General features: G+C 62.1%; 21 protein-coding genes. 6 read left to right on the forward strand and 15 right to left on the reverse strand.

All coding sequences use genetic code 11. The features are described 5' to 3' along the window. Positions 1-20: 20 nt before the first annotated feature. From ACI0FG_RS17465 to ACI0FG_RS17490, 6 genes are all read right to left on the reverse strand, one after another. Entirely contained in the window at positions 21-830 is an 810-nt protein-coding gene (locus ACI0FG_RS17465) for an AraC family transcriptional regulator (protein ID WP_419786292.1), read from the reverse strand. Between the two features lie 20 nt (positions 831-850). Next, positions 851-1,237 carry a cupin domain-containing protein gene (locus tag ACI0FG_RS17470; protein WP_419786293.1) on the reverse strand — a complete coding sequence of 129 codons (387 nt, stop codon included), beginning with the start codon at positions 1,235-1,237 and terminating at the stop codon, positions 851-853. 71 nt (positions 1,238-1,308) lie between these two features. After that, entirely contained in the window at positions 1,309-2,082 is a 774-nt protein-coding gene (locus tag ACI0FG_RS17475; protein ID WP_419786294.1) for an HD-GYP domain-containing protein, read from the reverse strand. Between the two features lie 11 nt (positions 2,083-2,093). Continuing rightward, the gene (locus tag ACI0FG_RS17480; RefSeq protein ID WP_419786295.1) at positions 2,094-2,942 is read right to left on the reverse strand and encodes an NmrA family NAD(P)-binding protein; all 849 of its coding nucleotides are present in this window, start codon (positions 2,940-2,942) and stop codon (positions 2,094-2,096) included. Between the two features lie 213 nt (positions 2,943-3,155). Beyond that, entirely contained in the window at positions 3,156-3,731 is a 576-nt protein-coding gene (locus tag ACI0FG_RS17485) for a flavodoxin family protein (protein WP_419786296.1), read from the reverse strand. A 9-nt stretch (positions 3,732-3,740) separates the two neighbouring features. Beyond that, a complete protein-coding gene (locus tag ACI0FG_RS17490) occupies positions 3,741-4,250 on the reverse strand; it encodes a nitroreductase family protein (RefSeq protein WP_419786297.1) in 510 nt (169 codons plus the stop codon). Between the two features lie 154 nt (positions 4,251-4,404). Here ACI0FG_RS17490 and ACI0FG_RS17495 point away from each other — a divergent pair, with 154 nt between their 5' ends. From ACI0FG_RS17495 to ACI0FG_RS17505, 3 genes are all read left to right on the forward strand, one after another. Next, the gene (locus ACI0FG_RS17495; protein ID WP_419786298.1) at positions 4,405-4,782 is read left to right on the forward strand and encodes a winged helix-turn-helix transcriptional regulator; all 378 of its coding nucleotides are present in this window, start codon (positions 4,405-4,407) and stop codon (positions 4,780-4,782) included. Between the two features lie 101 nt (positions 4,783-4,883). Continuing rightward, on the forward strand, positions 4,884-6,839 hold the full coding sequence (locus tag ACI0FG_RS17500) for a PAS domain-containing sensor histidine kinase (RefSeq protein WP_419786299.1): 1,956 nt from the start codon (positions 4,884-4,886) through the stop codon (positions 6,837-6,839). A gap of 45 nt (positions 6,840-6,884) precedes the next feature. Beyond that, positions 6,885-9,110, forward strand: coding sequence for an ATP-binding protein (locus ACI0FG_RS17505; protein WP_419786300.1), 2,226 nt, complete (start codon positions 6,885-6,887; stop codon positions 9,108-9,110). A gap of 22 nt (positions 9,111-9,132) precedes the next feature. Here ACI0FG_RS17505 and purE read toward each other — a convergent pair whose 3' ends face one another. Next, positions 9,133-9,615 carry a 5-(carboxyamino)imidazole ribonucleotide mutase gene (gene purE / locus ACI0FG_RS17510; protein WP_419786301.1) on the reverse strand — a complete coding sequence of 161 codons (483 nt, stop codon included), beginning with the start codon at positions 9,613-9,615 and terminating at the stop codon, positions 9,133-9,135. 427 nt (positions 9,616-10,042) lie between these two features. Next, positions 10,043-11,320 (reverse strand): phosphoribosylamine--glycine ligase, encoded by a 1,278-nt coding sequence (purD, locus tag ACI0FG_RS17515; RefSeq protein WP_419786302.1) that lies wholly within the window; start codon positions 11,318-11,320, stop codon positions 10,043-10,045. A gap of 117 nt (positions 11,321-11,437) precedes the next feature. Between purD and ACI0FG_RS17520 the strand changes: the two genes are divergently transcribed. Beyond that, complete coding sequence (locus ACI0FG_RS17520) at positions 11,438-11,842, forward strand: DnaJ family domain-containing protein (RefSeq protein WP_419786303.1); 405 nt, start codon at positions 11,438-11,440, stop codon at positions 11,840-11,842. An 11-nt stretch (positions 11,843-11,853) separates the two neighbouring features. On the opposite strand, the gene ACI0FG_RS17525 is transcribed toward ACI0FG_RS17520, so the two are convergent. After that, positions 11,854-15,411, reverse strand: coding sequence for a PAS domain S-box protein (locus tag ACI0FG_RS17525; protein ID WP_419786304.1), 3,558 nt, complete (start codon positions 15,409-15,411; stop codon positions 11,854-11,856). Positions 15,412-15,512: 101 nt separating this feature from the next. Between ACI0FG_RS17525 and era the strand changes: the two genes are divergently transcribed. Further along, the gene (gene era, locus ACI0FG_RS17530; protein ID WP_419786305.1) at positions 15,513-16,421 is read left to right on the forward strand and encodes a GTPase Era; all 909 of its coding nucleotides are present in this window, start codon (positions 15,513-15,515) and stop codon (positions 16,419-16,421) included. Between the two features lie 34 nt (positions 16,422-16,455). On the opposite strand, the gene ACI0FG_RS17535 is transcribed toward era, so the two are convergent. Next, on the reverse strand, positions 16,456-16,749 hold the full coding sequence (locus tag ACI0FG_RS17535; protein WP_419786306.1) for a metal-sensitive transcriptional regulator: 294 nt from the start codon (positions 16,747-16,749) through the stop codon (positions 16,456-16,458). Positions 16,750-16,842: 93 nt separating this feature from the next. Here ACI0FG_RS17535 and ACI0FG_RS17540 point away from each other — a divergent pair, with 93 nt between their 5' ends. Further along, positions 16,843-17,466: a TorD/DmsD family molecular chaperone gene (locus ACI0FG_RS17540; protein WP_419786307.1), complete on the forward strand. Its 624-nt coding sequence runs from the start codon at positions 16,843-16,845 to the stop codon at positions 17,464-17,466. A gap of 637 nt (positions 17,467-18,103) precedes the next feature. On the opposite strand, the gene ACI0FG_RS17545 is transcribed toward ACI0FG_RS17540, so the two are convergent. The 5 genes from ACI0FG_RS17545 to ACI0FG_RS17565 all read right to left on the reverse strand — a co-directional run bounded on the left by ACI0FG_RS17545 (position 18,104) and on the right by ACI0FG_RS17565 (position 24,015). Continuing rightward, positions 18,104-19,111, reverse strand: coding sequence for a rhodanese-like domain-containing protein (locus ACI0FG_RS17545; protein WP_419786308.1), 1,008 nt, complete (start codon positions 19,109-19,111; stop codon positions 18,104-18,106). Positions 19,112-19,179: 68 nt separating this feature from the next. Continuing rightward, positions 19,180-20,274, reverse strand: a complete 1,095-nt coding sequence (locus ACI0FG_RS17550; RefSeq protein WP_419786309.1) for a rhodanese-like domain-containing protein — start codon at positions 20,272-20,274, stop codon at positions 19,180-19,182. A 78-nt stretch (positions 20,275-20,352) separates the two neighbouring features. Next, the gene (locus ACI0FG_RS17555; RefSeq protein ID WP_419786310.1) at positions 20,353-21,069 is read right to left on the reverse strand and encodes a formate dehydrogenase subunit gamma; all 717 of its coding nucleotides are present in this window, start codon (positions 21,067-21,069) and stop codon (positions 20,353-20,355) included. After that, on the reverse strand, positions 21,062-21,826 hold the full coding sequence (locus ACI0FG_RS17560) for a 4Fe-4S dicluster domain-containing protein (protein WP_419786311.1): 765 nt from the start codon (positions 21,824-21,826) through the stop codon (positions 21,062-21,064). The genes ACI0FG_RS17555 and ACI0FG_RS17560 overlap by 8 nt, the downstream gene beginning before the upstream one ends. After that, positions 21,826-24,015 carry a molybdopterin-containing oxidoreductase family protein gene (locus tag ACI0FG_RS17565; protein WP_419786312.1) on the reverse strand — a complete coding sequence of 730 codons (2,190 nt, stop codon included), beginning with the start codon at positions 24,013-24,015 and terminating at the stop codon, positions 21,826-21,828. The genes ACI0FG_RS17560 and ACI0FG_RS17565 overlap by 1 nt, the downstream gene beginning before the upstream one ends. Positions 24,016-24,089 lie beyond the last annotated feature (74 nt).

Below are 24,089 nucleotides of genomic sequence, written 5' to 3' on the forward strand. Positions count from 1 at the left end.
CAACTTGCGGGATTGCCTGATCAGGAACGGGGCTGCCGCATTCCTCGGACATAGGTCCCCGGCGTCATGCCCATGACCTTGGCAAAACAACGGTTCATGTGGCTTTGGTCGAAGAATCCGGCCTCCAGAGCCGCGTCGGCCAGGGGCATCCCGTTGCGCAACATCCGCTTTGCCTCGCGGATGCGGAGCAGGGTTTGATACTCGTGGGGTGGCATTCCCACGGAGCGGGCAAAGGCGCGGTTCAGGCGGCCTGGGCTGCATCCCGCCGTGGCGGCCAGATCCTCCAGCCGCACTTCCTCGGCGAAATGGGTTTGCAGGTGGCTCCGGGCCGACCGGATGCGTTCCGGTTCCGGCTCTGCTTCCTCCTCGGTTTCAACGGGGGGTACCTGCCCTATGCGGGCCAGCCGTTCCAGCAGGGCCAGGAGCGCACCCTGCCGTTCCATGACCGGAGTCCTGGTTTCGGCAAGCTCGGCCAGAGAGAGCACCATACCGAAGAGCACCGGGTCGTCGGCCACGGGTTCCGCCGGAGTCCGGACCGGTTTGCCGAAGTCGCCGAGACGCGCGGTCGGAATGGCTATCATGACGTATTCGCTTGTTCCCCTGTCCGGGCAGGCGTGCACCCGGCCCGGGGCCAGGATGATGACGTCTCCGGCCCGGGCCGTGAATTCCCCGCCGTCCACGCGCACGGTCCGTTCCCCGGACTCCACCGCGCCCACGCACAACGAGTCGTGCAGGTGGCGCGCATCTGTGGGCGTGGGCCCGGCGTGGCGGACGACGGTCACGCCTTCCAGGCCTGGTATCTCGTTGAAACGGGTCGTGCGGGTGGTCACGTCGGTTCTGCCTTTAGCGGTTACAGGAGCGCGGGAGAGAACACGGCCAGCAGGCCGAGGCCGTCGTCTCCCGCCCGCACCGCGTGCGGCTCGTTCTCCGGCAGAGGGGCGGCCATGCCGGGTTTGTAGGGGATTTCCCGATCTTCGAGCATCAGGGTGCCGGAGCCGTGGATGACCTGATGCAGCTCCCAGTTGCCTTCGTGGACATGGCGGCGGATTTCCGCGCCCGGTTCCAGCCGGACAAGGTGCAGGCTGAACCGGCCGTCGCTTTCCTTGCCCGTTACCAGATGTTTGAGGGCCACGCCGGGAAGCGCGGGGTTGGGATTCCACTCCGGGGAAGTTTCCGGCATCCCGCCCAAGCGGGTCAGGGCAGTACCTTGGTCAAAGGCGGCAAAACAATCTTTCATGGTGTCCTCCAGGGATGTTTTGCCGGAGAGTATACGAGGATGTGAGCGGGGGATTGGACGTTCTTGCCGCTCTATTCGGCCATGCCGCCCGCTTCCACTTCCTCGATGAAGGCGTCCACCAAGTCCGGGTCCAGGGCGGAACCGGCCATGGAGCAGAGGATGCCCATCGCTTCCTGGGGCGTCCTGCCGGTCTGATAAGGGCGGTTGGTGGTCATGGCGTCGAAGCTGTCGACCACGGAGAGGATACGTGCGCCCAGCGGGATTTCCTCGCCGCACAGGCCGCGCGGGTAGCCCTTGCCGTCCAGCCGTTCATGGTGGGCATAGACGTAGTCCAGGGCCGGGCCGAGGAAGGAGAGGTTGCACAGGATGTCGTGGCCCCACTGCGGGTGGCTGCGGATCTCCAGCATCATGTTCTTGTTGATGCGCGTGTCCTCGTTGGAGAAAATATGGTCGGAAAAGCCGATCTTGCCGATGTCGTGCAGGATGCCCGCGATGCGGATGCGCTCCACCTCGTCCGGGTCCAGACCCAGCCGCCGGGCCAGCCTTTCGGCATAGATGCCGACGCGCTCGCCGTGGCCCTCGGTGTAGGCGTCGCGCGCGCCCAGGGCTTCGGCCACGGCCGTGACCGTATTCAGGGTGTCGGTCTTGATCCGTTCATTGAGCTGCTCCAGGTGGAATTCCCTGGCCTCGATCTTGACCATCATCAGGCCGACGGCCTCGGCCAGTTCCTGGATTTCCGGGGGATAGCCGGGGCCGGTCAGTTCCATGATCTCGTTGGAGTAGTTGCCCGAGGCAACGTCCTTGATGATCCGGATCAGTTCCTTTTGTCCGTCCAGCCACGCCATAACGGTGTTCCCTATTTCCAGACCGAGGCGTTTTCGGCCGCAAAGTCGGCAAAGCTGCGGGCCGGTGAGCCGGTCAGGAACTCCACGGCCTTGGTGACGTTGCCCATCATGCCGAGTTTGACCACGCGGCAGAGGCTGATCTCCATATTGCGCTGCCACTCGGTGTATCCGGCGCGGTCCAGGTCGGCGGCAAAGGGTTCTTCCTCGATGGACTCGTAGGCGATCTCCCTGCCTGTGGCCTCGGTCAGCCGGGCGGCCACGTCCGCGCCTGTCAGTCCTTCGGGGCCGGTCAGGGCGTAAAAGCGGTTCTCGTGGCCCTCGCTGTCGCCCAGCAACTGGACGGCGCAGGCGGCCACGTCGCGGGCGTCGATGTAGCTTACCGGATAGGATTCCTCGGGCAGGACCACCTTGCCGGAGCGCACGGAATCGGCCAGCAGGGTGGAAAATTTCTGCATGGAGCCGTTGGCCCGGAGCACGGTGAAGGGAATGCCGGAATCCTCCACGAACTGCTCGACCATGCCGTACTCCCGCCCCATGCGCCAGTGGGCGTCGGAAGAGGCGTCGTACCGGCTGTAGAGGACGATATAGCTCACCCCGGCTTCCTTGGCGGCAGCCACGGCACGGTTGCCTGCGCGGGCCATGGTCTCGCCAAAGGGCGGGGCCAGGAAGATGCGGTCGCAGCCTGCAAAGGCGGTGGCTATGGAGGCCTGATCCTCAAAGTCGAAGGGGCGGATTTCCACCCCCTCCGGGGCGTTGGTTGCGTCGGGACCGGCCACGAGGGTAACTCCCTGTCCGGCCAGGAGGTTCAGGACGGCGTCCCGAACCGGGCCGGAAAATCCGGCCACGAATAGCTTGCTCATGATGCGTCTCCCATTATGAAAGCTTGAACGGAGGAATGGTACACGAAATAGTTGGAAAAAGGCAAACGGGAGATGGACGCATTCCCGGCGGACGGATGAAAGGCTGCCCCCGTCTTTTCCGCAATGAAAAAGGGGAACCCGCGCGCATGTGCGACACGCCGTGGATTCCCCTTTCTCTGCGCATCCGGCATGGTGCCGGAGGCCGGATACCCCTTAGGCGTGTATCTTTTTCAGCAGCCAGGCCATGTTGTCGCCAAGGGTGTCCATGGTCGTCATGGCCTCGGCATCCTCGAGTACGTCGCCCTTGTCCCGGCCCGTGCCCAGGTTCCAGTAGCAGGAGCCGGGAATGACCATCTGTTCGATGAGGAAGAAGGCGTTGAGCGCGTCAAAGGCGGCCTGCGCTCCGCCGCGGCGGTTGACCACCACGCCCGCACCGACCTTGCGGGCGAACATGGCGTCGTTGACCAGGCCGACCATGCCCGCGCGGTCGATGAGCGCCTTCATCTCGGCGGTGACGTTGGCGAAATAGGTGGGGGAAGCCAGGATGATGCCGTCCGCCTCATCCATGGCGCGGATACAGTCGTTGGCGAAATCATCGGTCACGCCGCACAGGCGGTCCTTGTTCTTGCCGCACAGGCCGCACGCCTTGCATCCGGCCAGCTTTTTCCCGCCCAGTTCGATCAGCTCGGTTTCGATGCCTGCGGCTTCAAGCCGGGCAAGGGCACGTTTGACCATTTCGGTGGTATTGCCTTTCTTGCGGGCGGAGCCGTTGATGGCGACAACTTTCATGTGAGCCTCCTAATAAGTGTTGAAATGAACGCGGTCCTCACGGAATCGGCTGGCGGATTTGGGGGCCTGAGCCGGCCAGCCGATGACGGCGAAACCAAGCGGTATCACGGACTCTGGCAGCTTGAACAGTTCCCGGTACTTTTCGACACGTTCCTCTATGGGGTGGATTCCGGTCCAGACCGCGCCGAGGCCGAGGCCGTGGGCGGCGAGAAGCAGGTTTTCCATGGCGGCGGAGCAGTCCTGCACCCAGTAACCCGGGTATTTTTCCAGGCTCGTATCGCCGCAGACCATAATGCCCAGCGGCGCGGACGCTGCCATGGCGATGTATTGGTGCACGGAGGACACGGCGTCCAGCACCTTTCTGTCGTCCACCACCACGAACTGCCAGGGCTGTTCGTTGATGGCGCTAGGGGCCATCATGGCCGCTTCCAGCATTTGCCGGACCATTTCCGGGGCAACGGGACGGTCTTCGAATTTGCGGACGCTGCGTCGCGTCATCAAAGCCTGCATAACATCCATGCCAGCCTCCTTGGCAGTTGTTTACGAGTAATCACTCTTGTGCTAACGGTAAAAAAAATCAAGTACGCACTTTCAAGTAGTATAGTTACCAAATAGAAACCATGGACGGCATCCACGCCTCATAATCAGCGATTCGTCCATAAGCGGAGAGCACATGAGTGATCCCTGTACGCTCAAGGTCTGCGGAGACAAAAAATATTACTGCAACGTGGAGTTGACCCTCCAGATCATCGGTGGCAAGTGGAAGCCGATCATCATCTATAGGTTGAGCCGTGACGGCACCCTGCGTTTCAGCGACATAAAGCGGTCGATCCCGAACATCACGCAGAAGATGCTTACCCAGCAGTTGCGCGAGCTGGAGGCGGATGCCGTGGTGCACCGCGAAGTTTACGCCCAGGTCCCGCCAAAGGTGGAATATTCGCTGACCGCACTGGGCAAGAGCGTCATGCCGGTCATCGAGGCGCTGGGCAGCTGGGGCGAGGAATACAAGGCGCGTCTGGCGGACGAAGAGGAGTGTTCTCTGGCGATTTGAAGTTTTGAGCCGTTATTATTTCCCATATATCCTTGTTTTTCAGCGGGGTGGCATTTAATAGATGCAGACAGCAAACCGCTATGGCTTAAGGGGAGGGTGCAATGCGCAAAGCCGTGAAGGATGAGAATAGCGAGGCGCTTCGGCAGTCCATAGACGAACGCCTGAAAGCCCTGGAGCGGGACGGACTGCCCGAGAGCGGCCCGCTGCGGGAAATCTTTGGCGAACTGGAGCGGTATCGGGACGCCCTGTACACTGCGGAACCGGAGAGTCCCGACCTGGAATCGAGGCTGGGCGCTGTTCTGGAAGCGGCCCGGGATGTAGCTTTTCTGGTGGTGGATTCGGACTCCGGAAGTGTTGTGGAGTTCAGTGCCGGTGCCGAGCATATTTTCGGTGCCGGGCGGGACGAGGTACTGGGCAAGGGCGTGGAACTGCTCTGTGCCGACGGGGAAACCATCGAGAGCGTGACCCATGCCCGGCTTTCCGCCGGCGGTGTCCGGGCGCAGGGGCATATGCGTCGCCTTTCCGGCGCGCTTTTTCCGGTTCGCTATTCCATGTATCCGCTGGTCGATTTCCGGGGGGCCCATGCGGCCCGTCTGCTTATTGTATCCGACGATTCCCGGCGGGAAATGGCCGGGCGGCATCTGGCCGAGGCCCATGAGCGATACAGGGCCCTGGCCCTGGCCTCTCCCGTTTCCATCATCACCTTCGATGCCGAGGGCACGGTAAATTTCGTCAACGACTGGCATCTGCGTATGCTCGACAAGGGACTGACCTCTCCCGAATTCTATCTGGGCAAGAAGGTCTACGAACTGTCCGGTCTGGTCCGGGCCGGAGTGGCCGACCGTCTCCGCCCCGTACTGCGGGGCAGGGCCATTTCCCTTGAGGACGTCCATATTCCGCCTTTCGGTCCCCGGCCCGAGTCCTGGCAGAACATCCGCGTCGCGCCGCTCATGGCGCGGGATGAAGTGCGCGGCGGTATCCTCATCCGAGAGGACGTCACCCGGCGCAAACAGACCGAGCGGGACCTCAAGTTGCTCATCGACAGCTCGCCCATCGCCCTGCTTACGGTGGAGAACACCGACCGCGGCCGCATCATCCGCTCCCTCAACCCGGAAGCCGTGAACATGCTCGGCCGCAGCGCCCTGAACAAGCCGGTGGAGGACTACATCACCCTAGTCGAGCCCATGGGCATTCCGCTCGAAAAAAATCAGGGCGACCCCTGTGAGGTGCAGACCACCAAGGGGCCCCGCCGGGTCCTCCGAACGGCCCACGAGACCAGCAACCAGGTGCAGGTCCAGGCCCTGGTGGACGTCAGCGAACTGATGCGCGCCAAGGAGGAGGCCGAGGATGCCAGCCGGGCCAAGTCCGACTTTCTGGCAAACATCAGCCACGAGATCCGCACTCCGCTCAATGTCCTCCTCGGTATGCTCCAGATCTTCGAGGGCGTGGACCTGGACGACGAGGCTCGTGAAATGTTGGCCCATGCCCTGGGCGCGGCCAAGAGTCTGCTCGCTCTGCTCAACGACATCCTCGATTTTTCGGTGGTTGAGGCCCATGCCCTGGCTCTGGACGAACACGACTTCAATCCCTGGGATGTGGTGGAGATGGTGGCGACCCCCTATGAGGCCGAGGCGCGCAGCAAAGGGGTGGACTTCTCCTGGCGGGTGGACGATTCCGTGCCCGCACAGGTTTTTGGAGACGCGCGGCGGCTGCGGCAGGTCCTCTTCCATCTGGTGGGAAACGCCGTGAAGTTTACGGACAAGGGCTCTGTTTCCGTTCTGGTCGAGTATCTGTACCGGGATGCGGTGGGGCAGGAGCCCCGGCTGCTCGTGCAGATTTTCGATACGGGCATCGGCATCAACCGGGAGCAGATGCGCCATATTTTCCTTCCCTTTCGCCAGGGGGACAGCTCCCGCACACGGCGGCACGGGGGAACGGGCATCGGTCTGACACTCGCCCATGAGTTCATCACGGCCATGGGCGGTTCCATGGGGGCCTTCTCGGAGCCTGGCACCGGCACTGAAGTCTTCTTCCTCGTACCCCTCGCGGAGGTCTGATTCTCGCCACTTTTGCCCCGGCGAAAGTTGTGCTAGGGGATTTCGATGCAACGCAGCCTGCGCGACCGCTTGCCCAAGATCATCCGCCAGCCCGAAATCCCTGCCGAGTATCGAGAGGAATTCCGTAGCAAGGTGACGCTTTCCAATTGCCGAAGGCTCAAGCCCATCACCTGGTTGCTGCTCTCCGGCCTTGCCGTCTTCATGGTTGCGGATTCCCTGACGATTCTCCGCTCGGGTTTGCCCCAGGCCTGGGAGATGTGGACCGGCATTCTCTTCCTGCGAGTGCTGGCTCTGGAGGCCTGCGTCCTCTTCCTCAGCCTTTTCGGCCCCATGCGCTCGGTGGAGGATGTCCGTCCCCACCATCATTGGGTCTGGCAGGGGTATATCTATTTTTTTGTGATCTACACCGCGTTTATCGTGGCCTATATGTTTCCGGTCAAGGAGAGCATCGGCCCGTTGTATATCTTTCTTCTCGGTCCCTCGGCGTTCATCGCCATGACCACCGGGCAGGTCTCCCTGCTCCTGTTATTGGGGCTGCTCTCCGTGGCCGGAGCGCTCTACTGTTTAGTTCCCCAGGCCGCAGTCATCCGTTTTCATCTCATCAATGCCTTCATCATCTCCTGGGTTTCCTTCGTGGTCGCGCACGTTACCTACCGCGCCACCTACCGCGACTTCATGAACACCAAGCTCATCGAGCGCAAGAATCGGGAACTGGAGGAGGCCCGGACCGCAGCCGAGCAGGCCAGTCTGGCCAAGTCGGACTTCCTGGCCGCCATCAGCCATGAGATCCGCACGCCCATGAACGCCATTCTGGGCATGACGGAGGCGGCCCTGAGCTCCCCGCTCGACGAAGGCCAGAAAGATTGCATTGAAACCGCTCGCGAGTCCGGCCTGCATCTTCTCGACGTCATCAACGACATTCTTGATTTTTCCAGCATCGAGGCGCGCAAGCTGCGCCTCAATTGCAGCCACTTCGAGCTGGACGGGGTGCTTCGCTCCGCCATGAAGACCATCCGGTTCCAGGCGGAGCAGAAAGGCGTGTCCGTGGAAATGGACATCCGGCCGGAAACGCCCCGACTGCTGTGCGGCGATCCCGGCCGGTTGCGGCAGGTGCTCATCAACCTGCTGGGCAATGCCGCCAAGTTTACGGATCAGGGTTGCATTCGCGTTACCGCCGGACCGTGGCTTGATGCCCCGGAGGACTTCGAGCGTCCGTTGGCTCTGTCGTTTATGGTCAGCGACACCGGGAACGGGTTTGATATGTCCAAGGCCGCCAGCCTGTTCGAGCCCTTTACCCAGGGCGACAACTCCACCTCCCGCTCATACGGCGGTTCCGGTCTGGGCTTGGCCATCTGCAAGAATCTCGTCGAGCTTATGGGCGGCGATATCCGCGCTTCGTCCTGGCCCGGCGAAGGCAGTGATTTTTCCTTTACCGCCCGTTTCGGCCCCGGCGATTCGACCCGCCTCCCGGAAAAGGGTGCGGCGGTTCCGGCGGCGCCCCCTTCCGTCACGCCCTCCCGGCTCCTGCTGGTGGACGACAACCCGCTCAACATCAAGGTGGAGATGATTCTTTTGGACCGCATGGGCATGACCACCACCGTTGCCCAGAGCGGGGCCGAGGCGCTCATGCTGCTTGCGGATCAGGATTTCGACGTGGTGTTGCTCGATCTGGAGATGCCCGGCATGGATGGCCACGAAACCGCCCGGCGTATCCGTTCCGGCAATGGCGCGGATCGCCCCGTGCGGCAGCCCGATATTCCCATACTGGCCGTTACGGCACATGCCCTGAACGAAGTGCGCCAGCGTTGCGAAAACGCAGGGATGAACGGGTTCCTGACCAAACCGGCGGGATACGGAGAACTTGCCGCTGCTCTGCGCGACATCGTGGGCGGGAGTTGCAATGGGTCCAGGCCTGCACCGTCCCGGCCTAAGCCGGATGCGGCCGAGGTGCTGGATCTGGATCAGGCAGCCCTCACACTCGGCGTGACGCGCCGGGAGGTGCTGCATCTGTTGCCCCATGCCATGGAAGAGGTCGAGACCAAGCTCACTCTGGCCGAGAAGGGCATGGCGGCCGGGCTGCTGTGCGAGGTCTCCCTCCAGGCCCATACCCTCAAGAGTGTGGCCGCCACCATTGGTGCAGAAGTCACCCGCCGCGCCGCCCTCGAACTGGAATATTCCGCCAAAAAAGAAAATGCCGACCTGAGCCGGGCAAGATTGGATACGCTGCGCAACGAAGTGCGCCGCTTGAAGGAAGCGGCCGGAAAGATCTGAAATCCTCCCGGCCGCCAGTAAACTATAGGGCTGCGGCCGCCTTCTCGACGGAAGCCTTGAAGCCTTCGCGGGCGTCGCGGATGCGTCCGGCCAGCTCTTCATCGTGCAGGGCCAGAATCTGCGCCGCCATCCAGGCCGCGTTGCGCGCGCCCACCTTGTCCAGGGCCAGCGTGCCCACCGGGAATCCCGGAGGCATCTGCACCGTGGCCAGCAGGGCGTCCATTCCACCCAGCGGCGAGGCCGCCAGCGGAACGCCCAGCACCGGGCGAATGGTCTTTGCCGCCACCGCGCCGGCCAGATGCGCCGCCAGACCAGCCGCGCAAATAAATACCTGACAACCATCGGCCTCATATTCGGCCACCAGCTTCGCCGTCCGCTCTGGCGTACGGTGCGCGCTGGAAATGGTGAACACGTGGTCCACTCCCAGGTCGTTCAGCAAATCCGAACAAGCCCGCATCGAACTCTCGTCCGACGCCGACCCCATGAAAATCACGACTCTCGGCATATGTGCTCCTTGTTTGCCTCCGGCGGCCGGGGGAAGGGAAGGGGGAACCTTTCGAGAAAGGCTCCCCCTTCCCTTCCCCCGGACCCCCATCCCATCCCCTTCCAAAGCTTTTTGGCTGCGCATTCGCGCGGGGCGGGAATAGAACATCCGGAGTGTCTATCCAAAATCCCTATGAACGGAGAGAGTGTCAAAGAAAATGGGGAAGTTTTCAAGTCTGGATTTGGGGATGGGATGGGGGAAATTTCTTTGAAACATAAAATAATAAAGCATCCCGTTGGCCATATGGCCAACGGGATGCTTTATTATTTTATTCTAACCGACAGGCTATTCGTAACCTGCCCCGCGAAGCGGCACCAAAAAGTTCTGGAGAGTCCAGAGAACCTCTTTCAAGAGGTTCTTTGGCCCCCGGAGGGGTGCCGGCGGCTCTTTAACCCAGGCGCTTCAGTCCTTTGTCGGCGATGTCGCGGCGGTAGTAGCTGTTTTCGAAGTGGACTTTTTTCACGGCTTCGTAGGCGTTGGCCTGGGCATCCTTGAGGGTATCGCCCAGGGCGGTGACGCAGAGGATGCGGCCGCCGGAGGAGACGATCTGTCCGTCCTTCATCTGGGTTCCGGCCTGGAAGACCTTGACGCCGGGCAGGGCATCGGCTTCATCGAGCCCGGAGATAGCCATGCCTTTGGGGTAGGAGCCGGGGTAGCCTTTGGCTGCCATGACCACGCCGCAGGCGGTCTGGGGGGTGGAGGTCACTTCGATCTGGTCCAGGGTGCCGTTGATGCAGGCGAACATGACATCGACGAGGTCGGTGGTCAGACGCATGAGCAGGGGCTGGCATTCGGGATCGCCGAAGCGGACGTTGTATTCCAGCACGGACGGGCCGTTCTCGGTGTACATGAGCCCGGCGTAGAGCACGCCCTTGAAGGGTTCGCCCTTGGCGGCCAGATGCCGCAGGATGGGCATGATGCACATCTCGGCGGTCTCGGCGTATTTGTCCTCGGGCAGGATTGGGGCCGGGGAATAGGCGCCCATGCCGCCGGTATTGGGGCCGGTATCGCCCTCGTAGATGGCCTTGTGGTCCTGGCTGGAGGGGAGGAGCGCGTAGTGGAGGCCGTCGCAGAAGGCGATGAATGAGGCCTCCTCGCCCTTGAGGGTTTCCTCTATGACCACGCGGTCTCCGGCGGAGCCGAAGGCTTTTTTGACCATCATGTCGTGCACGGCGTCCAGGGCTTCCTGCTCGGTGGCGGCGACGACAACGCCCTTGCCCGCGGCCAGACCATCGGCCTTGACCACGAGGGGCGCGCCTTTTTCCTTGATGAAGGAAACGGCGGAGTCATACTCGTCGAAGACCCGGAAGGGTGCGGTGGGCACGCCTGCCTCAGCCATGACGTTCTTGGAAAACGCCTTGGAGCCTTCGAGGTTGGCGGCATAGGCGGATGGGCCGAAGCAGGGGATGTTCTCCCGGGCCAGGGCATTGGCCAGTCCGAGGACGAGGGGCAGCTCCGGCCCAGCGACCACGAGGTCCACGGCTTCCTTTTTGGCCAGCTCGACCAGTGCGGGAATGTCGTCGTCCTTGACCGGGATGTTTTCGCCAACCTGGGCCGTGCCGCCGTTGCCGGGGGCGCACAGGATCTTTTCCACCTTGGGGTTCTGGGACAGTTTCCAGCACAACGCGTGCTCGCGTCCGCCACCGCCCACGACCAAAATTTTCATGAGGATTCCTCCGTTTGTTCCGGGATGCTCACGGTGTACGGAAAATCGATGTTTTTTTCAAGTTCGGGTCGGGCTCCGAGGCTTTACAATCAGGCCCTGGCGGGGGAATATCGGCGGATGGATGAATGGAATTCGCAGATCATCGCCGAGGAGCGCATCCGCCAGGCGCTGGAGGAAGGCAAGTTCGACAATCTGGAAGGGGCGGGAAAGCCGCTGAAGCCGGATGGAACAGAGAACCTGCCGCCCGAGTTGCGCATGGCGTTTCGCGTGCTCAAGAACGCGGGCTATGTTCCTGCCGAGATAGCCGAGGAGCGGGAGATAACCCAGGCCATCGAGCTGCTCTCCACCATGGAGGACGAGCGCGAGCGGTTCCGCCAGATGCAGAAGCTGGAAGTGATGATCATGAAGATGAACGAGCGGCGAGGCCGTCCCGTCAACCTGGAAGCCAACGATGATTATTACGGCCGCATAGTGGAAAAGGTGCGGCTGGCCGAGGCCCGTTTCAGGAAGAACCGGGAGTAGCCGGAGCGGAGCTAGTCTGTCCCGGGTTTTTGCACGTCCGTCAGCACCTGGGCGAGCAGGGTCTCCAGCGCACCGATGTCCATGGGCTTGGACAGGTAGTCCGTCATTCCCGCCTGGATGAATTTTTCGCGGTCTCCGGCCATGGCGTGGGCGGTGAGGGCGATGATGGGAATGGAGCGGACCGGGTTGTCCTCCGGCAGATTGCGGATGGCCTGGGTGGACTGTATGCCGTCCATGCCCGGCATCTGGATATCCATGAGCACGCAGTCGTAGGTGTCTTTTGCCAAGGCGGCCAGCACTGCCGCGCCATCCTCCACGGCATGGACGAAGTATCCTCTTTTTTCCAGCAGCTTGGTGGCTGCAAGCCGGTTGATCCGGTCATCCTCTGCCAGAAGCAGGCGGATGCCTTGGGCCGGGCGTTCGGTGGCTGCTTCCTGTACCGAAAGCATGGGCTCACTTTCTATCACGGTGTGGACACGGACGAGGACCGAGAAGATGGACCCCTGCCCGTAGATGCTCTCCACGGAGACATCGCCGTGCATGAGTCTGGCGAACCTGCGGACCAGGGCCAGACCCAGGCCGGCGCCCTGGTAGCGACGGGAGTAGGAGCCGTCCACCTGTTCAAACGTCTTGAAAACGGACTGGAGCTTGTCTGCCGGGATGCCGATGCCCGTATCCTGCACGGTCAGCAGCAGGCGTTCGGTATTCTGGACATTGCTTTTTGCCGTCTCGCAGCGGATGTCTATGGAGCCGGTGTCTGTAAACTTGAGGGCGTTGCCCACCAGATTGAAGAGAATCTGACGGATGCGTCCCTTGTCGCCCATATAGGCCTCGGCCACATCTTCGGCCACTTCCCAGGTGAGTTCGAGTCCCTTGTCCTCGGCTTGCAGTCGGAACATCGCGGCCGATTCTTCCAAAAGTTTTCTCGGATGAAAGAGGCTTTCTATCAGATCGATCTTTCCCGCCTCGATTTTGGAAAGGTCCAGGACATCGTTGATGACCTGGAGCAGGGTGCGGCCGGATGTGATTGCGGTTTCGATATATTCCGCCTGCTCCCGGTTCAGGTCGGTCTCCTGCACCAGCTTGAGCATACCGAACATGCCGTTGATGGGTGTGCGCAGCTCGTGGCTGACATTGGCCAGGAATTCCGATTTGGCCCGGCTGGCGGCCTCGGCCGAATCCTTGGCATGGATGAGCTCGGATTCGGCCCGTTTGCGGTATACGGCCAGGGCGAAGAGCCCGGCCAGCACTTCGACCGCGCGCAGGTCTTCGTCGGTAAAGTCGCGGTTCGGATTGGCCAGGGCTATCTGGCCCACCTGTTCCCCCTCGTACCGGCAGGGAACGGAGAGGAATTGTTTGACCGGGATATGGTTTGCCGGCAGTCCTGCCGATGCCTGGTGCCCGGGGGCGTCGTTGGTGTAGAAACCCCGGCCGGAGTTCAGGCTGTGCCCCCACAGCGAGGGGTACCAGCCTTCCCTGATGGGAAAGACTGTCTGGGGATTATTGATGCTGCAGCCGTCCTCCTGCATGGCGGTTATATTGTAGACGTGCAGGGAGTTGTCCGGCGGCTCCACCGATCCTACGTAGGCGAAGCCCGCACCGGTTATTTCCTTGGCCCATTGGTAGACCACGGCGGCGACCTTCTGGATGGTGGCGTCGGAAGCGGTGAGGGCGAGAACGATCTCGGCCTGGGCCAGATTGATGCGGGATTCCCACCGTTCGTTTTCTTCCTGCTGCTTCCGCTTCGATATGTCCCTTGCCAGGGTGAGGATGATCTCCTCGTCGTTGACACGGATGACGTCGGTATTGATCTCCACGGGAATAGTGGTCCCGTCCTTGCGCTTGTGCAGGGTTTCAAAGGTAATGGGACCCTGTTTCCAGGCGAATTCGGGATCATTGCGCTGCATTGCCAGGGGATCGATATCCCATACCCGCAGCCGTTCCAGTTCTTCCCGCGCATAGCCGAGCGAGGTGCAGGCCGCCTGGTTGACGAAAAGCAACTGCCCCGAGGCATTGCAGGCGAAGATGGCGTCACCGGCATGTTCCAGCAGCCCCCGAAACAGCGTCTCGCTTTTGGTCAGCGCGTCGTGTGCGCTCTTGAGGTCCGTCATATCCTTGGCAAAGAGGACAAAGGTGCCGTCATTCAGAGAAGCCGCGGCAACCATGACATAGGCCCGTGATCCGTTCTTGCGCAAAATCTCCAGGCTTCGCCGCGTGGTCTGTCCCGTTTTCAACTGAAGCAGGGTTTCGGTGGCGCGAAAACGGTTTTCCGAGGGAACGAGGTTCCCCATCAGCGGTTTCCCCACCAGTTCCTCGTGGCTGTAGCCGGTCAGTTCCGAAGCCGCATCGTTGCAGTGCAGGACAGCGCCTTGGCCATCGGTGACGACGACCGCGTCCGGTGCCGAGTCGATATAGGTCCGGTACCGCTCTTCGCTTTGCCGTGCCCGTTTCTCCGCAGCCGCCTTTTTCCGGTTGATGCGCAACATGAAAAGCAGGGCCAGGACCAGGGTCAGCAGGACCAGCCCGACCCGCAGGACCAGCCCGGTGTGCGCTTCATGGAACGGCGGGGTATAGTTGAGTATCACGGCATCATTGGGCAGCAGTTCCTTTTTGATGCCGAAACGTTTCATGACGGGCCAGTCGAACAGGACCACATTGGCCTCGCCTCCGCCCACCACGGGGATCAGGCCGGGGTCTTCGCCATGGATGATGCGCAGAGCCAGATCGGCCGCCCGCTTGCCCTGCTCCACAAAGGAAACGACCTTGCCGCCCAGAACTCCCATGCCGATGCCGTGGGTCCAGAGGTGGAAGACCGGGCACGGGGCGTTGGAGAGGATCGTATTCAGACCTGCCTCGAATAATTTCACATCGTCTTTTTCATCTCGATAGGCGGAAAGCAGCAGTATCCCGTCCAGGGTATCCAGGGCACGAAGCTGTTTTTCAAATTCGAGCCATGTGATTTTGGACAGGTCGATGATTACCGGGGGGGAGTCGCGCCGGGCTCTCACTGTTTCCAGCAGCCGCTTGAGGTCGGCCTGCCCGGAAGGCGTGCCGTCGGTAATGACGACCACGCGCCGCAGGTTCGGCAGGGTCCGGCGCATCAGGGTCAGTGTCTCGTCGAGGGAGATGGTCTCCAGTACGCCGGTAACGCCGTATCGGCGGGACAGGTTCAGGGCGTTGGACACGTCGTTGACGGCCATGAAAACCACGGGCAGACCTGCAAAAAGATCGTCACGGTGGCTGATGGCGTAGTTCAGGGCATTGTCGTCGCCGGTGACCAGCACGTTGTATGGCGGAACGTGAGCCAGCTTGTATTCCAGCAACCGGGTGAAGTTGGCGAGGTTTTCCTGATTGTAAAAACGTTTGCTGTCCATGAACTCCACGTCCAGCTCGGCCCCATGGTGGGTCAGCTCTTGGAGTAGTCCTTTTACTTGATCGAGAAATGAAGGAAAACCAGGATGATAGGAGCTGAGAAACAGGACGCGTGGTTTCAGGGCCGCAGCCATTGAGCTTGGGGGACAAGCGAGCGCCGGAAGGAGCAGGAGCAGTATGAGCAGGCTGCGGAACATAAATATTATCCCTATACACACAGGCGCAAATGAGACATTATTTTATTCGACAGCAAGGGCGTATTGCGCCTGGATAAATTACGGAAAAAAGGGAAATGTATATGTATAAATTCGGGACGATAGCGCTGGTGGGACCGCCCAACGCGGGCAAGAGCACCCTGATGAACCACTACTTGGGGCAGAAGGTGGCCATTGTCTCGCCCCGGCCTCAGACAACGCGTAACCGCATCAGCGGCATCCTGACCACGGACGAGGCCCAGGTCGTTTTTCTGGACACGCCCGGCATCCATCAGGTGCGTGGCCGCATGAACAAATTTCTGCTTGATTCAGCCTGGAGCGCTCTGACCAGTGCGGACGGCGTGGTCGTGCTGGTGGACGCCGCTCTGTACACGGCCAAACCCGCGAAGCTGGAAAAGGACCTGCGCCCCCTGGTCCGGCCCGTTACCGAGTCCGGCCGCCCCGTGCTGATCGCCCTGAACAAGGTTGACCGGGTCAAGGATAAGCCCTCCATGCTGCCGTTGCTGGCCGCCTTGGGCGAGCTGTGGCCCGAGGCCGAACTGCTGCCTGTTTCCGCCCTGCGCGGCCAGGGAACCAAGGAGCTGCTGGACCGCATCCTCACCCTGCTGCCCGAGGGAGCGCCCATGTTCCCGGAGGATCAGATTTCAACCGCTCCTGTCCGCTTCATGGCGGCGGAAATCATTCGCGAAAAGCTGTTCTACCAGCTCAAGCAGGAGCTGCCCTACTCCACGGCTGTGGAGATAGAGGCCTGGGACGAGCAGTCGCGGCCCGGCATGGCCCTTATCAATGCGGTGATCTACACCGGCCAGAAAAATCACAAGGGCATGATCATCGGCAAGCAGGGCGCGACCCTCAAGAAGATCGGCAGCGAGGCGCGCAAGGAGATCGTGGAATTGCTGGACTGCAAGGTCCACCTCGAACTGTGGGTCAAGGTGCGGGACAACTGGACCGAAGACCCCGGCTTCCTGCGAGCCATGGGACTGGGCGAATAAATTGGAAGAGGGGCTTTCGGGCCCCTTTTTTCGGTCAGCCTTCCAGAAATCCGGTGAGCAGGCTGATGAACTTGTCCAGGGACTCGTGGTCGTCCCCGCCTGTTTCCATGGAGTCCTCGTAGCAGCGCAGCATATACCGTTTCAGTATCAGCTTGTTGGCCGATTGCAGGGCGGAGCGCACTGCCCTGACCTGGACCAGGATGTCCCCGCATTCCTTGCCTTCCTCGATCATGCGCTGGATGCCCCGCACCTGACCCTCTATGCGCCGCATTCGTGAAAGCACATTCTTCTTGATTTTTTCCTGTTCCGGCTCTGTGGAAGTATGCATACCTTGCTCCTGTCCGGCATGGCCTTGCCGGACTTTTTGATTTACCCTACGCTGGCAGGGTATTGCCATATACGGACAAAAGGAGATCGCCCCATGCCCGACTCTGTCGTTGCCGAGACCCGATCCCGGATCTTTGTGCTCAACTGCCTCGAATGCGTCGCCGCCATCTTTCGCGGACCTGACGCCGACGCCTGGGTGCGGCTCATCGAAGAGGGGTTGCCCGAACTCATTGCCCGGGACCCGGCCGTCTTTCCCAACGTTACCCGCGCCCTGCGGAAACTGCAATCCGCTTTGCTCCCCGATGCAATTCCCGACCTCACTCTCCTCGAAACCGAGTTTGTCCGCCTCTTCATCGCCGGACGCGGCGGCACCGTGGCCCCGCCCTACGAGTCCTGCCACCAGCCGCACACCGCCCCCCGCACCATGGCCGAACCCGCCCAAAACATGCGCCGTCTTCTCGACGCCGCCGGGCTTGCCCCCGATTCCAACGAGCCGCCCGACCACCTCGCCCTTGAACTAGAATTTCTTTACCACCTGCTCGCGACCTCCTGGAGCCAAAACCAACCCGACCTCGAACAACAGGCCCGCTCTTTTGCCGCCAAGACCCTTACCGACTGGCTGCCCCGCTTCATCGTCGCCCTCGATAAGGGCAACGCACACCCCGTGTACATCGCCGCCGCCGAGCTGGCCGGAGCTGTGGCCGAGGTCCTGGCATAGGGAGGGGCCTCCGGCGGCGCTTGCCAGCGGGGCCACCTCGCCGGTGGGGCGTCTCCGACGGCCAGGACGCTGTCCTGGACCTGCCTAAGGCCGAGGGCCTTAGGAATCCTAGTGCCGCTTTCGCGGGGGCGTAGCCTCGCAGTCCGTTTCCAGCCTGCGAAGACGGACGGTTCCGCCTCCGTGCCGGTTAACGGTTTGCGACGGAAAAAGCGGATCGAAATCCGTGCTGCTAACCGTTTTCCGCCCGCCGCTTTTTCCGTCGCAAACCGGAGGGTTTTAAAAAAGACAAATATAGTTTGAGTAAAACAATTTTGTCCTTGCCTTTGTTTCAATCCGCCGTCTCGACAATCTTTTCAGGTTCCTCCCTTTTTCCTGACGGCGGGGGCTACTGTCCGTGAAGATTCGGGCTGGGCGCTTTTCGTCCCGTCAGGGCGAAAAGCGCCCAGCCCGAAGATTTACGGACGCCGCATAGCCGGTACCCGCCACGCTCCCTGCCGGCCAACTCCCAACTCGCAAGCTCCTCCCCCGCGCAGCGGCGAACGGGATCCAAGGGCCTCAGCCCTTGGCGGGTCCAGGGCAGCGCCCTGGTCTCCACGAAGTGGTCCCCCGGAAGGGCCGCCGGAGGCCTCCCCGGTCATCAGTCCGTGCCTTCGGCCCGGATAACGGCCTGGCGCAGGGTGTGGAGGAAATTTTCGTCCGGTTCGAAGAAGCCGCGCTTGATGAGTTCGATGATCCAGGTGCCGTCTCCTTTGGCGCGCAGGAGGTAGGCGAGGGGTAGCTGGCTCTGGCCCAGACATTCGAAAATCTGGCCGCTCTTGTCGGAGAAGAGCGGGTAGGCGACGTCGTAGTGCTCCTTGAATTTCACGACGTTCTGGTTGGAGTCGTAGATGCCGAGGCCGATGATCTTGAGTTGACCGGCGAGTACGGGGTCGTTCTCTATGACGTGGAAGAAGGAGGAGAGCTTCTTGGTTTCGGCCACACAGTCGTTGCAGAGGGTGTTGTAGAGCTGGATGAGGACGAAGCGGGTGTTGAGCTGCGCGAGTTCGAGCCAGCGGGCCCCTTGGGGCAGGCCTAGGTAGCGCCGGTCCTCGTCGCCGTTGAGCACGGCCACGCGGCAGGCCGGGAAGGTATCACCGGTGGCCAGGGCGTGGGGTTTGTCGTGCTTGCCTTCCACCCGGTCCGGGTAGAGGGCCTTCCAGCCGTGGAATCCGCCGGGATAGCGGTAGACGTTCACGTATCCGAGGTGCGCTGCCGCACGTGCGGCAATGGCGCCGCGCAGGCACCGGAAGCTCCGGCAGTAGACGATCACGAGCCGTTTCTTGTCCGGCCCCAGCAGGTGTTGCAGGGCATGGCGCTTTTCAGGGGTGAGACCTGTCCTGTCGCCGAGGTCGAACTCGAAATTGACGGCGGTGGGGATGTGCCCGGCCGCGTATTCGTAGTCGGCCCGGGCATCGAGGATGAGGGCGGGTTGCTTTTCGTCAATGAGTTTGGCCAGGGCCTGGGCCGTGATGAGCTTGTATCCGTCGCGATCGGCATCGCGCTGGGCGGACTGTATCCAGATCTCCTCGTCCGAGGCGCGGGTGTGGATGGGGAAAAGACACAGGGCGAGGAGCGTTATTGCGATGATGGCTTGCGACTTGTTCATCGTTGCTCCCCGCCCTGTTTGAGGAGGTGCGCAGGGCCGGACGGGCGGGTCCGGCTCCGCGAGGATGGTTACTTGTTGGGGTGGACGGTGTAGGTGTTGTCCGCTCCGAACTCGTTGGTTGCTTCGAGATAGTAGACGTTTTTGGCGTCCGGCACGAGGTCCATGTACAGGTAGTAGGCCTCACCGGCCCGCGCTCCGGTAGAGCAGACAAAGACGATAGGCTTGTCGGTGGGAATCTCCGCGGCCTTCTTTTCGATGACGTCCACGGTCCTGTTGACGGCGGTCGGGAAGTGCCCGTTGGCATATTCCGCAGGATCGCGCACGTCGATGAGCAGGATGGAGGACGGATTATCCTTGAGGGTCTTGAGGAACCATTCGGTATCCACCGCGCCCTCGGCCTCGCCCGCCTTGACGGCCACAGCCGATCCGGAGCCGTACAATTCCTTCCAGCCGGGGTAGCCCGCTTCGGCCACCATGACCTTCTTGTAGCCCAGGGAGCGGGCCAGGACGGCGGACTTGTGGGACAGGGCGCAGGCGTAGCCGCCGCAGTAGTAGATGACCGGTACGTTTACCTTGTCCACGGGCAACATGCCGCGCTTGGCCGCAAAGTCGCGCTGGGGGATGCCGATGGCCGAGGGAATGGCTCCGGCCAGGTACTTCTGATAGGGCCGGGCGTCCACGAGCATGTATGGTTCGCCCTTGGCCAGCATGTTGCTGACGGCTTCAAGCCCGATGGAGGTGTAGGGGGCGTGCTTTCGGAAGTCCGGATATCCGGCGGCGTAGACCTTGATGTTGGTGTAGCCAAGGGCTTCGGCCTTGAAGGCGGACTTGTGGGACAGCGGGCACTTGAGGCCGCCGCAGTAGAAGATGAGCAGGGTGCCCTTGTCCTTGGGCAGCTGGTCCGTCATCTTGTCGAACTGGCTGTCCGGGATGGATACGGCCGTGGGAATGTAGCCTTCCACATACTTGGGCTTGTAGGGCCGGGAATCGATGATCATGACGCCCTTGGGCTGCGGCATCTTGGCGTACTTGGCTACGAACGCGTAGCCCACGATGTTGGGATACTTCTTGAAATTGGCCTGCTCCTGGGCCTGGGCAGCGCCGGCCATTGCGGTGACGGCAAAGGCGAGCAGCGCGGCCAGCATGGTGATTCGTTTGAACATAACACACTCCCTCATGATTGTTGTCTTGCCCCAATGCGCCGGGGCACCGTTGATCTTCAGCCATTATGTGCTCCGGGGTCACTCCTCCCCGGTGCTTATCTTGTTCCACCACAGCCGGTGGTGGTGCTTGGCGTAGCCGTCCGGCACGTGGCCGGTGAACATGGACTTGAATCCGGGCCGCTCGTCGGGCGAGATGGCGGCCATGTAGATGTGTACCAGCAGCCCGGCAAAGACCAGGCCCACGGCGATGAAGTGCAGGGTGACGGCCCAGGAAACCCAGCCCACGGCCTCGGCCCCGAAGGTGCGGTCGGACAGGTACATGACGATGCCGGTGGCAGCGATGACCACCCCGCCGACCACGCTGGCCTGCGCGAACGCTTTCTGGCCCATGTTGTAGTACCCCTGGTCGGGCAGGGACGGGTCCACGCCGACCATTTTGAGCGCTTTGGGCCCCAGGGTCATGAGCACCATCTTCTTGAGCATCCAGGCCATGTCGCGCCCGGGGCTGACCGCGAATACCTCGGCCAGAAAGAACCGTGCCCCCTTGAAGTTGATCAGGAGGTAGAGGACGAATCCCGCCAGCCAGATCAGGCCGATGCCCTCGTGGATGGCCAGCAGGTTGCCTCCGCCGCCCACCATGTTCCGCATGGCCTGGGGGTAGCCCGAGCCGAAGGGATCGATGGCCGGGTTCTGGATGAGCCCCACGCCGGTAATGAGCAGGAGCAGCCAGCAGGCCGCATTGAACCAGTGGATGAAGATGTCCGAGCGGTCGTGCCGCTTGTGCAGCTTAGGCATCGTTGTCCTCCTTGCGGTCTGGGGCGTGGTCGTCGTTGCTGTCGCCGGAGCCTGCGAAGAGTTGTCGGCCGAGCATGGCGAGCACGCCGAGGCCGGAGAGGCCGACCAGGGTCTTTATTATTGGGGCGGACTGCTTCATGGCCACCATGGAGGCGGGGACCACGGCCTCGCGTCCCCAGTCGCCGGGACCGGGATCGCCCAGATAGAACATGTTTGGCTTGGTGTCTGTCTTGGCGGCCACACGGGTCAGGTCTGCCTTGTGCTCCAGAAAGAGCCGTCCGGCCTCGGATTCCGGGTCGTTGATGTCGCCGAACACGCGGGCCTTGGTCGGGCAGGTGTCCACACAGGCCGGAGGCAGTCCGTTGGCACGGCGTTCGGGACAGTAGTTACACTTGTCCGCCTTGCGGGTCAGCACGTTGCGGAACCGGGCATCGTACGGGCAGGCCGGGATGCAGTTGCCGCAGCCGATGCACAGGGTCGCGTCGATGACCACCTCGCCGGTGTCCTTGTCCTTGTAGGTGGCTCCGGTGGGGCAGGCGGCCACGCAGGTGGGGTTTTCGCAGTGCATGCACGCGCCGGGCTGGAACCGCGCCTTGGCATGGGGCATGGCTCCGGGCACGGGCCTCGCGTCCGCGGGCTTGATCCAGTTGCGCCACTGTCCTTCGGGTACTTCGTTGGCCACCTTGCAGGCCAGGACACACGCCTTGCAGTCTATGCACTTGGAGGCATCGATGAGCATAGCCAGTTGCTTCGCCATTACGCCACCTTCCTTGTTACGGATACGAAGGTCGTGTGCATGGACGCGTTGCCGGTGATCGCGTCGTAGTCGTCTTCCAGAATTTCATTGATGGAGGCGCCGTTGCCGTGGGACAGGTGTTGCATGGTGGAGAGGGTGTTGAAGCCCGAGAGCATATAGACCGTGTCCGGCCGGATGCGGTCCGTGACCTCGGCCTTCAGATCCTGGCTGCCCGCGCTGCTGGCCACCCGGACCAGATCGCCGTCGGCAATGCCGAGATTCTGTGCCGACTCGGGATTGATCCACAGGGTGTTGGTGGGTACCAGCTCGTGCAGCAATCCGTTGTTGGCCGTGGAAGTCTGCGTGACCAGGGCGTTGCGGCCGATGATAAGGCGGAACCGGTTCTTGTCCGGCTGTGTCGGCTCGGTGTAGTTGGGCAGCGGGTCCAGCCCCATCTGCTCGTAGCGCTGGTTGTAGAGCTCGATCTTCTTGGACAGGGTTTTGTAGATTCTGCCGTCGTAGATGCCGTAGACCTTGGACGGGTTGTAGTACACGCCGTCCCGGTCCATGATCCCCAGGGCCTCGGGGATATCGCGGGTCTGCTTTTTCCGGTACTCGTCGATGGTGAAGTCGAAGTATTCGCCAAGCTCCAACCGATTTGCCAACCCCTTCATGATGTCGAAGCAGGATCGGGACTCGTAGAGCGGATCAATGACCGGGTCGCGCTTGACCACGCAGGCGCAGGCCACGGAACCCTGGAGCCCGGAGCACGGGTCCTGCCGCTCCAGGTAGGACTGGGAGGGAAGGACGAGGTCCGCGAACCATGCGGTGTCGGACATGGCGATGTCGATGACGGTCACGAAGTCCATCTTGTTCATCATCTCGATGGTCTTCTTGCGGTTGGGCGCGGTGCCCATGGGGTTGGTCTTGTAGATGAGCCAGCCCCGGATGGGATAGGGATCGTCGGCCAGCACGCAGTCACGCGTGACCAGGAAGGAACCTTCGTGCTCGAACATCATCGGCACCTTTTCGGCGTCGATGCGATCCTCATGATTTTCATCATACCAGGGGGCGTCGTAGGGCACGCCCTTGAGACCTACGGCCCGGGCTGCGAGCAGGCCGCCGGGCCGGTCCCAGTTGCCGAGCAGCGCATTGATGATGGCAAAGGCGCGGCGGATCTGGGTGGAGTCCTCGTAGTCGGAACTGCGGCGGCCGGGATAGATCATGGATGCCGGGGCCGCTGCCGCCAGCTCGCGGGCGATGCGGGCGATGTCTTCGGCCGGGACGCCGCACTGCTCCGCTGCGAACTGCGGGGTGTACGGCCTGACGTGCCCGGCCAGCTGCTCCATGCCGAAGGTCTTCTGTTCGATCCACTCCGGGTCGTAGAGCTTTTCCGTAATGATGACGTTGGCCAGGGCGAGCATGAAGGCCATGTCCGTGCCGGGCCGGATGGGGTGCCATTCATCGGAGAGGGCGGCGGTCTTGGTATAACGCGGGTCCAGGGTGACCAGCTTGCATCCGTTCTCGCGCATGGCGGTCATCAGGTCCATGGAGTCCGGGGTGACCAGCGCTTCGAACCGGTTGGCCCCGGCCATGACGATATACCTGGAGTTGAGCACGTCGGCAAAGGGGACCTCGCCGAAGGTGTCCAGGAACGCGCGGTTGTTGGAGACCAGGCAAAGGGACTCGTGCGAGGTGACGTTGAACGAGCCGTAGACCTCGGCGAACCTGCCCACGAACTGCGAGTGCAGGTCGGTCCCGGCGGAAAAGAGGTGGCCGCACGGCAGGTACTTTTCCCGCACCGCCTGCATCTTCTGGGCGGCCATGTCCAGGGCCTCGTCCCAGGGAATGCGCTTCCACTTGCCCTCGCCGCGCGCACCGGCACGGAGCAGGGGGTACTTGAGGCGGTCCGGGTCATAGACCTGGGCGATGCCCGCATTGCCGCGCGCGCAGAGCATTCCGCGCGACTTGAGGAACTTGGGGTTGGGGTCGAGCTTTTTGACCACCCCGCCTTCCACGCGGGCGATGAGACCGCACTTGTTGAAGCACATGTCACAGGCTGAGAACTTCGAATCCCACTGTCGGGCAGGGGCCGCCTGCGCCTGCTTCAGGCCGCCCAGCAGGGCCGATCCGCCCATCGCTCCGGCGGCGAACAGGCCGGAGGCCTTGAAGAAATCCCGGCGGGAAAGGGTGTGTCTGGTATCGGGCATGGTTACTCCGTTCATCCCTCGTGTAGATGGGGGTAATACCCCCGGGGGGTGAAAGGCGAGCCGGCCGAGAGGAG

Source organism: Pseudodesulfovibrio sp. 7M6 (genome assembly GCF_050058625.1).
In the GTDB taxonomy this organism is placed as follows: Bacteria; Desulfobacterota; Desulfovibrionia; order Desulfovibrionales; family Desulfovibrionaceae; genus Pseudodesulfovibrio; species Pseudodesulfovibrio salinus.